Raw genomic sequence first — 14,868 nt, forward strand, 5'->3', positions numbered from 1 at the left:
TTCGGAGAAGAACAATGAGAAATGTAGTAATTGTTGACGCGATTCGTACTCCGATGGGGCGTTCAAAAAATGGTGTATTCAGACACACGCGTGCGGATGATTTATCTGCAAACCTAATGAAATCAATGTTTGAGCGTCAGCCGAAAGTGGCTGCATCGTTAATTGATGATGTCATTTGGGGCTGTGTTCAGCAAACAGAAGAGCAAGGTGCTAACTTGGCTCGAACCGCTGCGCTGCAAGCCGGATTACCCGAGGAAACACCAGCAACTACGGTTAACCGTTTGTGTGGCTCTTCGATGGATGCGCTGCACATGGCAACGCGAGCAATTAAAGCCGAAGATGCAGATATTGTCTTAGTCGGCGGTGTAGAACATATGGGCCACGTTCCGATGACGAAAGGCATCAGCATGAACCCGTTCAATAAACACATGGCGCAAGCCTCTGCCATGATGGGGTTAACCGCAGAAGCGTTAGGTAAAATGCATAAGATCAGTCGTGAAGAGCAAGATGAGCTTGGCGCTCGTTCACACAGACTGGCACATCAAGCGACGCTAGAGGGCCGTTTTGATGATGAAATAGTACCTATGATGGGTCACGACGAGAATGGCTGCCCTACTCTGGTGAAGTACGATGAAGTAATTCGTCCAGAAACAACTGTTGAGTCACTTGGGAAGCTACGCCCTGTCTTCGATCCGGTGAGCGGTACGGTGACGGCAGGTACATCATCTGCATTGTCTGACGGTGCCTCTTGTTTACTTGTTATGAGTGAAGACAAAGCGCGTGAATTGGGCGTAAAACCAAGAGCACGTGTCATTGCGGCTTCAACAGCAGGCGTACCCGCTGCAATTATGGGTTACGGACCAGTTCCAGCCACCAACAGCGCGCTTAAAAAAGCAGACTTATCAATCAGCGACATAGACTTTGCTGAGGTGAACGAAGCCTTTGCCGCGCAAGCTATTCCTTGTCTAAAAGATTTAGGTTTATGGGACTCACGTGAAGACAAAGTAAACCTTCACGGTGGCGCAATTTCTCTTGGGCACCCACTGGGCTGCTCTGGAGCACGTATTGTTGGATCACTTATCAATATAATGGAACAACGCGGAGGTCGTTACGGCCTAGCAACCATGTGTATCGGTATGGGACAAGGCATTGCTACTATTATTGAGCGTGTCGAATAACCTACGCCATTTATCTAAGGTTCTTTAGATAAATAACAGATCTGTCTAGATATATGCGCAATAAAAAGCCCTGAACTCTTATTCGAAACAACGAGTTTAGGGCTACTTCGTTTGAACAATTAATTGATATTTGCCACCAATAAACAGTGCGGCTTTACAGTGTAAAAGTCAGATGAAGGATTAAAATCATAAAATTCGATAACACCTTTTTCTTTTCACTAATCTTATTTGTCAGTCACCATTCAAACCCTTCCTACTTGCTAGCATCTAACTAAACCCGAGCAAACTAAGACAGTAAGAGATCGCCTATGAATCACAAAGAAAGCGCACGAGATACCGAAATAACCATAGAGCCTCTCCCCTCTCAAGTCGATGAAAGCAAAAAACAATCAATTAAACAGACGCTAACTGAAGATATTTCAGCCGCCATTGAACTGTACGATTCTCATTTGAAGCCGGGCTGCATAAAGCTGCTTGAATTAAATAAAGCCACACTTACCGCCGAACGTAAGCAGGCTAGAAAGCAAAAGCTGTATCGATTGGGTTGGATCACTTCATTATCATTGCTGATTATCTTGGTCAGCCACTTCGCTACGGGGGTTAATGTCTTTACTGTTGTCGGCTTGATATTCAGTTACTTCATCGGCTGTTTGCTGCACCATAAGTTTTCACCCGAAATAGAGCTGCCTAAGGAAAGAGCAGAGCTATTCACACTCAACAATAAGCTTAGGCAAGAGGCTCTGGCTGTGGAAAATAAGCAAAGTGGTTGCTTACACCGCTTATTAGTCGCAGCAGGCTTAGATGATGACATTAAGAACAGTGGCTTAGTTAATGAAGAAGGGGAAATCACTGCATATCAACTAGACGGGAATGGTTTGTATCAGTATCTCGATGCGATGAATTTATTAATGGATCATAGAACAAAACTTGATGCCATATTGCAAGGTTCGGCATCATCATGAAATATAATGGGTACTCCACCGTAAGAGTTTACTCGAACAATAGAATACCCATCGACATTAACACCTAATTATTTATGTATTTCTTAAACAGAAAACATTATTCACCCTGCGCAGTACGGAAAACGTTTTGGCCTTTTTGCGGCCATGCAGAAAGATTATTTACACCACCATTATCGGTTCTTAAGCCATACCACGTCGTGACGCCATCCCAGTCCCCTTTATCTTCAGTCAAAATACCAAAATATAGGTTACCGCTTTCATCCATAAGCAGTGACGAAGGCATATTGTTTATACTGCCCGGAAGCCCACCTAAGTCACTGATCACATCATACAATTCACCTGTTGGAGTAAAAATATACAATCGACCAGATTGAGACAGTAGATATATACGCCCATCGTTATCAACAGCTGGTGCGCCAGTAGTAATACCACCCACTGTGTATGACCATTCAACATCTCCTGTTGCTGTGTTAAGCGCTAATAAACGCTGGGCATTGTTCGTTTGCTCACTGCCTATGTCTTTAGCAAAGGTTTCTGCAATATATAGCGTTTTGTTATCTCCACTCAGCGCTGAAGCACCTAGCTCAACGTTACCTAGTGCCGTACCATCTTCGCGTTGATCTTGAGACCATAGTACATCGCCATTACCGTTAATCGCATACAAGCGACCAATGAAGCCATTCATATCACCACCACCAGATTTTTTAACGGCTAAGTAAATTTGATCATCTTCACCTATCACCACCTGAGAAGCCGTGTATGAATCGCTGTTATCAAAACTCCATTTCTCCACGCCTGTCGCAGTATCAAGTGCGGTTAAAATACCCTTTCTATCGAGTGCATACACCACACTGCCATCTCGACTTAGTGCAGGTGTTCCACGCATCTCATTTTTACCTGTAAAGCACCAGTTCATCTCACCATCAACTGAAATGCTGTAGAAACGAGGAGAGTAACTTCCTGAATAAATATTGCCTTCTGTATCTACTGCTGGAGACCCATATTTCGGTCCAGAGTAATCACCATGTGCACAGTCAGAACCATCAAACTTCCAACTTAATTGACCTGTTACTGCATCGATACTCATTAACTCGGAGCGATAGCCACTAATAACAACGTCATCGGCTGCCTGAGAATAGGCAGGAGAGCTCTTATATTCAGAGTACGTTCCATCGTTAAATACCCAATTAGTCTTTCCTTGTGCATCTAAACTATAAAGGTTGGCGTCTTTTGCCGGGAAGATAATATTGCCTGCACTATCAGAAGTAGCAGAATGGGTTTCCATAATCCCATCTTGAGTTGCAGACCAGCTTACCTGGTAATCCATTTGTCCTTCGACAATATCGATTACATGAGCGCTTGAATCCGTTGCACCTGATTCACTCGTTACCGTTAGTTGAACAACGTATGAACCTGATTTAGCGTAACTATGACTAGGAGTATTCTGTGCTGACGTTGTGCCATCACCCAGATCCCAAAGCCATTGCGTAATCTCACCGGTTCTAACACTCGAACGGTCACCAAACGAAATAACTTGACCCACAGAAGCCTTTATCGGCGCGTCAAAGTCCGCCAATGGGTAATAGCCATCAATGGCATCCTGCGCTTGTTGGGTGGTTAAATACTCTTTTAGCTCTACGGGGTAATCAGTCTGAAGCAAGGAAGCCTGCTTATCGAGAAAGCGATTTACAACATGAAACTGTCCTGACGCAATCTGTGTATCACCTACGCCAAGCGTGTTAACAAAACTTCTGATGTTTCGCTCATCCAATGATGGAATAGCATCGAGTAACGCAGTGTTAAGTTGAAATACGGCCGGACGAGAAATATTGTCGAGATAAAATTGTAGATCGTCCTCGTCGCGCACTAGCGGGAAAATAATCGCTTCATCGCTCAACGCCTGTAGTTCCAAAGCAGATTGACGGTCATAAACAGTGAATATGACTTGTTCCATCATATCTGCAGCTTCCACTTCATCTACAAGCTGAGCTAGGTCCAGAGCCTTTATATCAATATCGATAAATACCTGATCTTTCGCTTCCTCTAACGCTTGCGAGAAAAGTGAAACCATTTCACCTTCTGGGTTATCTCTATCATTCAATAAACACTGAGAAGCAACGACCCACGCAGTTTGGCTGATCGCACCATTACAGTTCGTGGTTCTATCGAGCGTTTCATCATGTAGTAGAACAAGTTTTCCATCTGATGTGGTGCGAATATCCAGTTCCACAAAATCAATATTTTCATCAATAGCAGAACGAATGGACAACAGTGAATTTTCAGGCAAGTTATTATGATGGCCACGGTGCGCCACAATCATCTTGTTATCATCAAGTGTTGATAGAGCCAGGCGCAGGCCAGTTAAGTGTTCCCCATCAATATCACCATCTCTGTCGCCTGTACTACTGCTTTTATTACAACCAACCAAAGCGAGAATAACAGCGGTACTTAGTAAGGTTTTCTTTAACATCAGTTTTCCTTGAATCATCAATAATCGGAATTAAGCTTGTAAAAAAGCCAGCGAATGCTGGCTCATTGAATAGATACACTTAGGGGCTTAGCGCATTAACACGTTACGAGTGAATTGCTTTTTGACTTCCGCACCATATGAAGCACTAAAAGTATCGGTAGCAAGCTCGCGCATTTCGTTCGTCGCCAACGCTGAACCTGCATTTGCATCTGGGTGTTGAGGAGCGACCCCAAATTCAGCATTAAGGGCACTTTGTACATCAGGTGATGTCAACCAGTTAATAAACACCATAGAGGCTGCTTTATTCTTACTGTTATCTGCGATAGTGACGAAGTTACCGCCACCGGACATACCAAATTCTGGAATATAGAATTTCAATCGGTCAGTAATTGCACCACGTTTTTGCAACCCAGCTAAATGATCCTCCCAAGCAGGAGCAATGACGATTTCACCATCATTAATTCGAGTTAAACTGTCTGCATTGGAAGCCGTAATAAGAATTTCACTTTTGTAGCCTTGGAACCAATCCCAAGTCTTGCCCCAAGACTCTACAACGTCGTCATTGATCTCATCTTGTTGTTCAAAATCACCCGATACATGGCGAATAGCCGCTTCCACAAATCGACCACCCGCGCCGCCATGGTTAGGATCATTGACCCCCATCGCATTCGGGTTATTTTTAATAAACTGATTTAATTGCTCAAAGCTCTGCGGTAAGTCAGCTTTAGAAAGACGAGATGGGTCGTAGGCCAGTCCAGTTTGGTTACCCCAGAATACAACACCATAACCTGAAGACTCGACGCCTTCGGTACGTGTCGATAACTTGTCAAACTCAGGCAAGCCTTTCAATGTTTGAAATGTTGACTCTGTGTCCAACATTTCGACAGCACTTGCACCTAATGCAACAACATCCATTGAGCCAGAATTGCGACGGCTTTCTGCTTGTAACTTATTGCGGTTACCGTCGTGGCTTCCTTCTGGGATACGTACCTTAATGCCCGTATCCTCTTCAAACGATTTTACAAATTCACGCCATGCAGGTTGCAAATACCACACAGAGAACGTTATTTGGCCTTCTTCTTTGGCCTGAACTTGAATTTCCTGCCAGCTCATTGCATCAATATCATAAGCATTTGCTGAGAAAGCTAGAGTTGCCAATATGGCTGTAGCTAATTTGTTTTTCATGAGATGTCCTTAAGTAGGGTTAGGCTTTACCGGTCGATTGAGACAGGTAATTGCCCTTCAATAAACGTTCAATAATTAACATGAGTAAAACATTGGGAATCACCAAAATCAGAGAGACAACAGCCGCGTCAGGTCGAATAAATGAGTAGCCCAAAAATGAATATAAAATGGTGGGAATAGTGATGAAATCCGGTGCGCCAAGCACATAAGCCATGTTGAACTCTTCAATACTGATCACTAAGCAGAAGATAAACGAGGCTAATAAACTGGGTTTTAACATAGGAAGAAACGCGTGTTTAAAAGTGCCCCACTTTCCCGCGCCCATATCAGCACTGGCATCAATAAGATCTTGAGGTATCGCCTTAAAGCCAGCCGATAAAATTCGGATGGCGTAAGGAAGAGCCAAAACAGTGTGGGCTATTACTATGTTGATGTACGCATTGTTCAAACCCAAATCCAACAACATTGCACTGAAAAACACCGCCAGAATCATTGAAGGCATAACCATAGGTAGTAAGGTTGCTAGTTCAGCCAGTTTTTTACCTTTAAATTCCAGCCGTCCAAATGCATAGGCGGTAGGCATCGCGAGCGTTACGGTTAACAATGCAACCGCAGGAGCGACTAAATAGCTGTTACGTAAAGCTTCTGGGAGCGATGTGGTATTCCAAACCAATGCCCAGCGTTCAAATGAAATCACTTGAGGTAGAACATCCGGGTAACTCCATGGATGCGCGGGGTCAACCAGCGACCACAAAATGGCCATCGCAAACGGAATACCAAGCCACACAACGTTTACTAAAGCAAAAAATGAAAGTGACAGTACAACTACCCATTGTGAGTTCGTCAGTTTTTTCATCATTTCGCCTCCAGAGTATTATTTGGAAGAGTTATTACCGGCTTTCGGTTTGTCGCAAATGGCTGAGTAGTCGCGGCAATTAAGATAGAGCACAGCCCCGCTAACAACATGATAATGAGTGCAGTAACAGCCGCATTTTGCCACTCGTAGTATTGGGTAGCCGTCACATTCATTAGCATTGCCAATGAGTAACTGCTTCTCGAACCAGCGATAGACGCCAACGAGAAATCCCCTAGGGCACCAATAAAGATCAGTATCGCGGATGCTTGAAGAGCCGGTATCGTCAATGGGAAGATAACTTGTCGAAAGCGAGCCCAACGAGATGCGCCCAAATCAAGTGCCGCGTCTAATAAGTCGGTTCTAATTGCCGCTATGGACCCTGTAATAAGAATTAAGGCAAAAGGGAGGTTCTTCCATACCTGTAATATCACGACGCCCCATCCGAATGTATCATTGGCTAAACGTAGTGGTTTTTCTATGATGCCGAGAAACATCAACGTTTCATTCATCACTCCATGAAAAGCGATCACATTCATAAAGAGGAACGCGGCAACTAAGCCCGGAACAAACATCGGTGCTCTTAGCAATGCAATGATCACCGACTTACCAGGTACCTTTTGTTGTAACCACATAGCAATGGGATACGCCGCAAGCAGTGCGCCTACAGTGCCAAATATCGAGGTACGCAGGGAATAGTTCACTGAGCGCCACAATATCGGGTCAGACAGCATCACTTTCCAGTGCTCAAGTGTGGCGTGACTCTCTCCTGAAAATCCATAAAGACCGAAGCTTTGAGCTACCACAACATAAAGAGCACTACCCATGAGAAATAAAATGGTGCCTAAACCAGGCAGCAAAAGTAGGTATGGCCTCATGATTTAACCTCTTCCAAAAAACGTATGCTATTTTTTGGTAATGAGACGTAAATAGTATCGTCCAGTTTTGTTGAGACACGTCCGCTCAACTGCAAGCGAACGTTTTGATCGCCAGTTCGACCAAATACATCTAAGCAGTTGCCTTGAAAGGCGGTAGAGTCTACTTGAATCGCGAAGCTATTCTCGTCGCCACGTTGGCATAACGTAGCTTCCTCTGGCCTCCAGCAAACGTATATGTGCTTTGCTTTTGGAACACTATCTGAATACACACTCAACTCACCAAAAGAGGTCGATACTGTGTAGTGATCAGGTTCGTGGCCTTTTTTTACTTCTGCTTCATGGATGTTGGCTGCCCCAATGAAATCGGCAACGAAACAATTAGCAGGCTGGTAATAGATTTCACTGGGTGTTCCTATTTGCTCAATCTGGCCTTTATTTAATACAACAATTCGGTCGCTCATCGCCAGAGCTTCAGCTTGGTCATGAGTGACATAGATTGAAGTCAACTTATGCTCTTTCTGTAAAGCTTTGATCTCAAATCGCACCGTTTCACGCATTTTGGCATCAAGGTTCGATAACGGTTCATCAAATAAAATGATTTCAGGTCTTGTGACCATTGCTCGTGCTAGAGCAACCCTCTGCTGCTGGCCTCCAGATAACTGGGCTGGAAACTTATCTTTATGATCGACCAGGCCAACTTGCTGAAGAATCTCGCTTAAACGACGAGATATTTCTGATTTTTCAACTTTCTGCTGGACCATGCCAAAACAGATATTGTGCGAAACACTTAAATGAGGAAAAAGCGCGTAAGATTGAAAGCACATCGCGGTTTGACGTTTTTCTGGGGGTATATGATTAACCACCTGTTGGTTAATCATAATTTCACCAGATGTTGGTTGCACAAAACCCCCAATCATTTTCAACAGAGTCGTTTTTCCGCAACCACTTGGGCCGAGTAAAGTGACAAACTCTCCTGGCTCTACTGAAAAGGATATATTGTTTGAAGCTTGGAATTCTTCAAACATCTTGGTCAAACCACGTAATTCTAGAATCGCCACCATTAACCTTTACTTAAAAGAGTAATCAATAATTGGAATACTAGATACGATTTATGACAAGACAAGAACACTTTTATTACAATTTATTATTGAGCTAAAAACCCAATTATAAAGAGAATCACATAAAGTACCTTAAACAAAAGCTTCATATTATTTCAATTGACGTAAGTGCTCGATGAGAAATAAACTAAATTAAACTTTATATAAAAACTTAATAAGAGAAGAATATGTGTTTTACTTTTGATGTCGCGCAACAGGGGAAAGTACTCATAAATAGCCATCGAGGTGACAGCCTCAATTGCCCTGAAAATACAATGCCAGCTTTTGTCAGTGCGCTTGAGGCCAAAACCTCATGCATCGAAATAGATATAGCAATGACATCAGATAATCACTTAGTCGTCATACACGATCCGAGCATTGATAGAACATCAAACGGGAAAGGCTATGTTGAGCAAATGACCCTTGCAGAGCTTCAACAGTTTGATTACGGCCATTGGTTTAGCGCTACTTTTGAAAACACCAAAATTCTTGAATATAGAACCTTGCTAAATTGGGCAATCAAAAATGATGTAGGCCTTGTAGTAGAAACTAAGCAACGACGTCGTCACCAAGAGTTTGCAGAGGTATTTGTTGCCTTGATGCGTGAGGTACCTGACGCTATTTCACACGTTCAGCTTCTAGGTTTTGATCACACCTTAGTTAATCGAGCTAAATTGTTGCTACCTGAGTTAAAAATTCAGGTTGTCACCTTGGCTCGTTATAAAAATCAAATTGATGCCGTAATAGAATCAAACGCTGATTGTGTATGTTTTGAGTATCCTCATGCCCATATCGATGATTTACGTGCCTATAAAGCTGCAGGACTTTGCACACGCTTATATTTGCCAACCAAAGAGATAGATACGACAGAGTGGTTTAACGAACATTTTGGATACGACGTTCATAGTGAAATAATTGAGTGGCTCAAATTAGGCTTGATCGATATGATTAGCCACGATGATATTGAAATGCTTAAAAGACTGGCTAAACAAGCTGATCTTATCGCTATTTAAACGAATATTAATTAACCCCAAAAGGCAGAAAGCTGCCCATTAATAGACTCTATGCTAACCCCACTAAAACCTTTACAAATTGAATTAACACCAGGTCAAAAGAAGCTATTGACCATCTGTCGAAATCAAGGGCCTATATCCAGAGCAAAAATTTCTGAGGAGACCGGTCTTAGAAGCGGCACTGTGACTAGCCTATCGAAAGAGCTACTGGCAATGAATTTAATCAAAGAAGGTGAGCGAGTGCGCATAGGTCGCGGGCAGCCAACCATTCCATTAGAGTTAAACCCTTATGCTGCCTTTTCTTTTGGGATTGCCTTTCATATTTACCGTATTGAAGTCGCGTTAGCGAATTTTAGCGGTGAAATTATCGATAGCATTACCTTGAACTATAAAGAACAAGAATCGGTCACTAACGTCCTTGAGATGCTACATAGTAAGATTGATAGGCTTATCGATAAACACCGATTAAGCCACGCAAGAATCTTAGGGGTTGGTGTTTCAATGCCTGGACCACACAAAGGCAATGGAAAGTACATTCACACCATCAATTGGCTTTCTCAGTGGCGCGACCAAGACTTAGCTCAGCTTTTTGGTGATAAGTTCGAGTGGCCTGTTTGGATCGACAACGACTGCAATGTCGCTGTGGTCGGTGAATATTTCTCTGGTTTATGGCCAGAAGCAAAGAATATGATGTTGTTTGAGCTAGGGCATGGCGTAGGTACTGGTGTCATTATTAATGGAAATCTGTACCGTGGTAAATATCAAAACGCAGGAGAAATAGGGGTTTATTTCTCGAATTTTTGCGGTCCTCACAGACCATCACTTCGGGAGCTATTAAGGCGATTAGAACAGCATGGGGAACCAATTTCGGATATTGCTAACCTGCCAGGTCTGGATCATCCGGTTGTTAGCGAATGGATTGAATTTGTAGCGGAGAAAATGGCTCCTGTTATCTTACTTTCACAAGCTTGGTTCGACCCGGACTGTATTATTATTGGTGGTTCTTGCCCTACTTATTTGAGCCAAGCCATTATCGACAAGATGGGATTGGAGCATATGTGGAAAGAAACGGCTTTCGATTACGGTATGGCTTCGCTGTCACCATCACAGGTAGGTAAAGAGTTAAACACCTTAGGTGCTTGTATGTATCCAGTTTTTAGGACTTTGGGTGAATAAGCTTTTGTCATGCTAATATATGAAAATCATTCCAAAATTTCATTAGATAACCATGCTACTAGAAGGCATCGAAACCCTGTTAGTTCTCGCTCAAGAAAAAACAATGAGCCGCACTGGAAGCCGGCTTTATATTGGACAATCGGCGGTTAGCAAACGCATAGCGAACCTTGAAAAGAAGCTTGGGAAAAAGTTAATTGAGCCTGAAGGTCGGCAGATAAAGTTAACCTCCGATGCTATCGCATTGATCGAGAAAATTGGTCCAAGCCTTAATGAGCTAAGAGGTTTAATAGCAGAAGAGCAAACGATTGATGATCACTCGGTCATTCGTATCGATTGTTCAGAAACATTAGTGGCTGGTTATCTAAGTGAAGTGTTACCTAACATTCTCAAACAAGATCCATATGTCACGATCACCACCAATCACACGCCTAGAATTATTGAGCACGTAAAATCTGGTGATGCACTAATTGGTCTGTGCGCAGGACATCTCAATGCACGAATCGGCCTTCATGCGACTCACCTGTTTAATGAACCCTTTAAGGTGGTGAGTAAGTCCCTACTTACCACCCCGCCGCCGAGTTTAATCACTAACGATTTAAATAATCCAGCGAACACTTACCAAGCAGGTTTGCTACAACAAGCGGGCATAACCCCAAGCATGCAGATGGATTCGTATACTGCTGCGGCGCAATTAGCAATTCAAGGTGTATCGCCAGCCTTAGTACCGCTTTCTATCATCAAAACGCTGCATATAAGTGAAGCTCACTGTTTTGACTTTGAGTTTTTGGCCTCGCTAACTCGCCCAGTTCATGTTGTGTATCGCCCTTCAGCTCTTAAACTTCCCCGTGTTAAATTAGTGATAGCAGCCATTGAGAATTCTGTGCCCAAAGTAGCTTTAACGCCATAACCATCGACATCACAACAACCAGTGGACGAATGTACTTTTTACCCTTGGTGACCACCATTTTTGCGCCCATTCTTGCACCAATAAAACCACCTACTGCCATGACTAGTCCTATCTCCCAGATAGGTAAACCCGCCATAATAAAGAACAACAGTGCCGCCAAATTAGAGGTAAAGTTAAGCACTTTGGTTCTAGCTGTCGCATGAACTATTGAAAGCTGCGCAATAGCAACAAAACAGATAGTAAAAATTGAACCCGTACCGGGGCCAAAGAAACCATCATAAAAACCAACGCCCGTCCCTACTGAAAAAGCAAACATCGATTCCGATAATTTCGGCTTTCCACCGCCCTCACCGGCTTGTGGTGCTAATAAGAAATAAAGTGAAATACCAAGTAGAAGAATGGGAATGAGGCTCGTCAGCACGCCCGCATCGATATGTTGAACTAACTCCGCACCGATGGCGGAGCCGATAAATGTACACAAGATCGCAAGTCGCATCTCTTTTAGGTTTACGATGCCATTACGCACAAAATACCAAGAGGCCGAGAAGCTACCAAATGAACTTTGTAATTTATTGGTTGCAAGCGCTTGAGTCGGAGGAACACCAACCGAAAGCAGCGCAGGTAGAGTCAAAAGCCCGCCACCGCCAGCCATTGCATCAATAAAGCCCGCTAGGCCTGCGATGAAAAAAAGCATCGCGAGTACGTCTAATGTGATATCCATTACATCCACTAAATTGAAAATGATGACGTAATGTTACCCATTAATAAAAACAACACTAGCGAAATAGAGGATAGAAACCTATTCCAAAAAGGAATTGTTTAACATCAAACCTAAGCATTACTTAATAGGGTCAGTGGGTATCCTCATCAGGCTTCATTGTGAATAGATAAAAATAAACCCCATTTATTTGAAATAATAAATGGGGTTATTGTTTTAAGGCTTGGAGTCTGCTTACTCTTGATCTTCCTGACCATTAAACGACGCTTCAATCCTTGCAAGCTCTTCATTTTCTTTAAGGCGCTTCTCTTCTTGAAGTTCTGCTTTTCTCACATTCATCGCCTTACGCTCTGATTTAGTAAGAAACTTCACCGCTTTTTTAGTAGCAAGCGCATAGGCAATGACGTCTTCACCTTTTTCTCTACGCTCACTCACTCGCTGCGAAAATCGTTCGTCATCACGAGCTTTACGTTCTGCGGCTGTTAACTTGCTCATCTCTCATATCCTGTTTAATTAATCGTTGTACTATTTCAATGTGCTCAGTTGAAAATGAGATGTATTGAACATTCATAGTGCTGATAAAAGGATTTTAGCATAATAGCCTTCGAGACATACGCTGCAATTTTTATTGACCACGATAGTTGGCTCTTTTTTAAACATACGGAATCACAATCTATACTCACAATGATTGTCATACATAAGGAAGAAGCATGAAGCACGCTTATCTATTGGCTATTATCGCAAGCCTAACCACGAGTCCTTTCACTCAAGCCGCGATGAAAGCCGATACTCTGTTAACCGACGCCATTATTTACGGACACAATCAGGCTGATACGATTGCGATTAACAATGGCAAGATTATGTTTATTGGGAAGAGTTCAGAAATAAAGCCTTACATGACGGACAAAACAGAGGTCATCAACCTTGAACACGCCTATGTCATGGCCGGCTTTATTGATAATCACAACCATGTTTTCGAAGCGGCTTCAGAAGCAGGCGGAAATTGCGAACTAAGCTTAGATGCCACACTGGAAGAGCAGATCCCTTATTTAAACGCATGTCGTGAAAACGCCCAATCAGACGACTGGATCATGGGCTATGGTTTTTCCTTGGCAGCCATATTGAGTGACGAAGATCGCTACACGCCTCTTGAGATCATTGACCGTATCTTTCCAAAGCAACCCGTTGTACTAATGGAACAAACGTCGCATTCGATGTGGGTGAACTCGGCCGCGCTCAAAAAAGCGGGGATAACTAAGACCTCCTCTGAGCCTCAAGGGGGAAAGATCCTCAAAGACAATCAAAGCGGCGAACTTAATGGGATCCTCTTTGATAATGCAGGGGATCTCGTGATGGAAATGGCGTGGAATAGCCTTGATAATCAGTTCTCTCAAAGCTACCAAGGATTAATGAACGGCCTTGAGGAAGCGGCAAAACATGGTATTACCACCATTGGCGATGGACGCCTATATTGGAAGCGAGGGTGGTATGAAGTATGGAAAGAGGCCGAAAAGAATAATGAGTTAACCGCTCGAGTATCTTTGCGTCCGTGGATTTACCCAACCGACTCTATGCCTCCACAATTGGAGTTCCTAGAATCTGTCCATTCCAGTGATAAGTCCCGCTTGCTCATTGTTGACCAAGTAAAGATGTACAGTGATGGCATCTTGATTAACGGCACTGCAAAAACACTGGCCCCCTATTTAAACACCTATATCCCTGATGAGCCGTATGGCATCAATTACATTCCCCCACAGAAGATGAAGTCGTGGCTAGATGCGCTTGATAAAATCGGATACAGCGCTCACATTCATGCCATTGGTGATGGTGCGGTTCATGAGTCATTAAACGCTATCGAACATGCTCAAAAGCAAGGTTCCGACAAAGCCTATACATTAACCCATGCCGAATTAGTCGACTCTAAAGACATCCCTCGTTTCTCAAAACTTAATGTTACTGCTGATTTTCAAGTCGGGTCTGATTATGTCGCGCAGCATGACCATCAATGGGCCGAAGCGTTTATAGGAGCTAAGCGTGCAAATTCATTGATGAACCCGAGAGCGATTTTCGATACTGGTGCTAACGCCACCCTAAGCAGTGATTGGAATGTTCATGATATCAATCCGCTTGTTGGCATCGAGAACAGCTTAAAGATGGGGAAAACAGGGCTGCCTGATATTGATGCAGCCATACGTGCCTACACCATCAATGCAGCAAAAAGCTTAGGAGTTGATGACATTACAGGTTCGATTGAGTTAGGGAAATCTGCTGATTTGGTTGTTTTGGCTAATGATATAACGCAGCTTCCAGCGAATGAAATTGCAGAAACTGAAATTCTTATGACGCTACTACGAGGAAATATCGTCTTTGATAGTGAAGAGTAAATAACGAAAATTACAGCGCACAACGTAAAAGGTAACAAAAACAAAAA

At 43.2% G+C, this 14,868-nt stretch carries 13 protein-coding genes; 6 read left to right on the forward strand and 7 right to left on the reverse strand.

From position 1 onward, the window contains the following. Positions 1-14 precede the first annotated feature (14 nt). Both fadA and L4C54_RS08980 read left to right on the forward strand, forming a co-directional pair. Complete coding sequence (gene fadA, locus L4C54_RS08975; protein ID WP_428807914.1) at positions 15-1,178, forward strand: acetyl-CoA C-acyltransferase FadA; 1,164 nt, start codon at positions 15-17, stop codon at positions 1,176-1,178. A gap of 308 nt (positions 1,179-1,486) precedes the next feature. Further along, positions 1,487-2,140: a hypothetical protein gene (locus tag L4C54_RS08980; RefSeq protein ID WP_428807915.1), complete on the forward strand. Its 654-nt coding sequence runs from the start codon at positions 1,487-1,489 to the stop codon at positions 2,138-2,140. Between the two features lie 97 nt (positions 2,141-2,237). Here the strand turns inward: L4C54_RS08980 and L4C54_RS08985 are convergent, their stop codons facing one another. The 5 genes from L4C54_RS08985 to L4C54_RS09005 form a co-directional block, all read right to left on the reverse strand. Further along, positions 2,238-4,610 carry a glycerophosphodiester phosphodiesterase family protein gene (locus tag L4C54_RS08985; protein ID WP_428807916.1) on the reverse strand — a complete coding sequence of 791 codons (2,373 nt, stop codon included), beginning with the start codon at positions 4,608-4,610 and terminating at the stop codon, positions 2,238-2,240. A gap of 87 nt (positions 4,611-4,697) precedes the next feature. Next, positions 4,698-5,795 carry an extracellular solute-binding protein gene (locus L4C54_RS08990; RefSeq protein ID WP_428807917.1) on the reverse strand — a complete coding sequence of 366 codons (1,098 nt, stop codon included), beginning with the start codon at positions 5,793-5,795 and terminating at the stop codon, positions 4,698-4,700. A gap of 19 nt (positions 5,796-5,814) precedes the next feature. Next, positions 5,815-6,654, reverse strand: a complete 840-nt coding sequence (locus L4C54_RS08995; RefSeq protein WP_428807918.1) for an ABC transporter permease — start codon at positions 6,652-6,654, stop codon at positions 5,815-5,817. Then, positions 6,651-7,526 carry an ABC transporter permease gene (locus tag L4C54_RS09000; protein WP_428807919.1) on the reverse strand — a complete coding sequence of 292 codons (876 nt, stop codon included), beginning with the start codon at positions 7,524-7,526 and terminating at the stop codon, positions 6,651-6,653. The genes L4C54_RS08995 and L4C54_RS09000 overlap by 4 nt, the downstream gene beginning before the upstream one ends. After that, positions 7,523-8,587 carry an ABC transporter ATP-binding protein gene (locus tag L4C54_RS09005; protein ID WP_428807920.1) on the reverse strand — a complete coding sequence of 355 codons (1,065 nt, stop codon included), beginning with the start codon at positions 8,585-8,587 and terminating at the stop codon, positions 7,523-7,525. Before L4C54_RS09005 ends, L4C54_RS09000 begins: the two co-directional genes overlap by 4 nt. Positions 8,588-8,811: 224 nt before the next feature. On the opposite strand from L4C54_RS09005, the gene L4C54_RS09010 reads away from it, so the two are divergent. The 3 genes from L4C54_RS09010 to L4C54_RS09020 are packed head-to-tail and all read left to right on the forward strand — an operon-like array spanning position 8,812 to position 11,719. After that, a complete protein-coding gene (locus tag L4C54_RS09010; protein ID WP_428807921.1) occupies positions 8,812-9,636 on the forward strand; it encodes a glycerophosphodiester phosphodiesterase in 825 nt (274 codons plus the stop codon). A gap of 51 nt (positions 9,637-9,687) precedes the next feature. Continuing rightward, on the forward strand, positions 9,688-10,812 hold the full coding sequence (locus tag L4C54_RS09015; RefSeq protein WP_428807922.1) for an ROK family transcriptional regulator: 1,125 nt from the start codon (positions 9,688-9,690) through the stop codon (positions 10,810-10,812). A gap of 52 nt (positions 10,813-10,864) precedes the next feature. Then, positions 10,865-11,719 carry a LysR family transcriptional regulator gene (locus L4C54_RS09020; protein ID WP_428807923.1) on the forward strand — a complete coding sequence of 285 codons (855 nt, stop codon included), beginning with the start codon at positions 10,865-10,867 and terminating at the stop codon, positions 11,717-11,719. On the opposite strand, the gene L4C54_RS09025 is transcribed toward L4C54_RS09020, so the two are convergent. After that, complete coding sequence (locus L4C54_RS09025) at positions 11,661-12,440, reverse strand: TSUP family transporter (RefSeq protein WP_428799536.1); 780 nt, start codon at positions 12,438-12,440, stop codon at positions 11,661-11,663. The genes L4C54_RS09020 and L4C54_RS09025 overlap by 59 nt on opposite strands. Positions 12,441-12,671: 231 nt before the next feature. Continuing rightward, on the reverse strand, positions 12,672-12,932 hold the full coding sequence (locus tag L4C54_RS09030; protein WP_428807924.1) for a DNA polymerase III subunit epsilon: 261 nt from the start codon (positions 12,930-12,932) through the stop codon (positions 12,672-12,674). Between the two features lie 215 nt (positions 12,933-13,147). Here L4C54_RS09030 and L4C54_RS09035 point away from each other — a divergent pair, with 215 nt between their 5' ends. Beyond that, positions 13,148-14,821, forward strand: a complete 1,674-nt coding sequence (locus tag L4C54_RS09035; RefSeq protein ID WP_428807925.1) for an amidohydrolase — start codon at positions 13,148-13,150, stop codon at positions 14,819-14,821. Positions 14,822-14,868: the final 47 nt, after the last annotated feature.

The sequence above is a fragment of the Vibrio lamellibrachiae genome, from assembly GCF_050337265.1.
Classification (GTDB): domain Bacteria; phylum Pseudomonadota; class Gammaproteobacteria; order Enterobacterales; family Vibrionaceae; genus Vibrio; species Vibrio kyushuensis.

Bases quoted from the DNA above. Each gene is read 5' to 3' on its own strand.
- fadA (WP_428807914.1), top strand. From the start codon at position 15: ATGAGAAATGTAGTAATTGTTGACGCGATTCGTACTCCGATGGGGCGT.
- L4C54_RS08980 (WP_428807915.1), top strand. From the start codon at position 1,487: ATGAATCACAAAGAAAGCGCACGAGATACCGAAATAACCATAGAGCCT.
- L4C54_RS08985 (WP_428807916.1), bottom strand. From the start codon at position 4,610: ATGTTAAAGAAAACCTTACTAAGTACCGCTGTTATTCTCGCTTTGGTT.
- L4C54_RS08990 (WP_428807917.1), bottom strand. From the start codon at position 5,795: ATGAAAAACAAATTAGCTACAGCCATATTGGCAACTCTAGCTTTCTCA.
- L4C54_RS08995 (WP_428807918.1), bottom strand. From the start codon at position 6,654: ATGATGAAAAAACTGACGAACTCACAATGGGTAGTTGTACTGTCACTT.
- L4C54_RS09000 (WP_428807919.1), bottom strand. From the start codon at position 7,526: ATGAGGCCATACCTACTTTTGCTGCCTGGTTTAGGCACCATTTTATTT.
- L4C54_RS09005 (WP_428807920.1), bottom strand. From the start codon at position 8,587: ATGGTGGCGATTCTAGAATTACGTGGTTTGACCAAGATGTTTGAAGAA.
- L4C54_RS09010 (WP_428807921.1), top strand. From the start codon at position 8,812: ATGTGTTTTACTTTTGATGTCGCGCAACAGGGGAAAGTACTCATAAAT.
- L4C54_RS09015 (WP_428807922.1), top strand. From the start codon at position 9,688: ATGCTAACCCCACTAAAACCTTTACAAATTGAATTAACACCAGGTCAA.
- L4C54_RS09020 (WP_428807923.1), top strand. From the start codon at position 10,865: ATGCTACTAGAAGGCATCGAAACCCTGTTAGTTCTCGCTCAAGAAAAA.
- L4C54_RS09025 (WP_428799536.1), bottom strand. From the start codon at position 12,440: ATGGATATCACATTAGACGTACTCGCGATGCTTTTTTTCATCGCAGGC.
- L4C54_RS09030 (WP_428807924.1), bottom strand. From the start codon at position 12,932: ATGAGCAAGTTAACAGCCGCAGAACGTAAAGCTCGTGATGACGAACGA.
- L4C54_RS09035 (WP_428807925.1), top strand. From the start codon at position 13,148: ATGAAGCACGCTTATCTATTGGCTATTATCGCAAGCCTAACCACGAGT.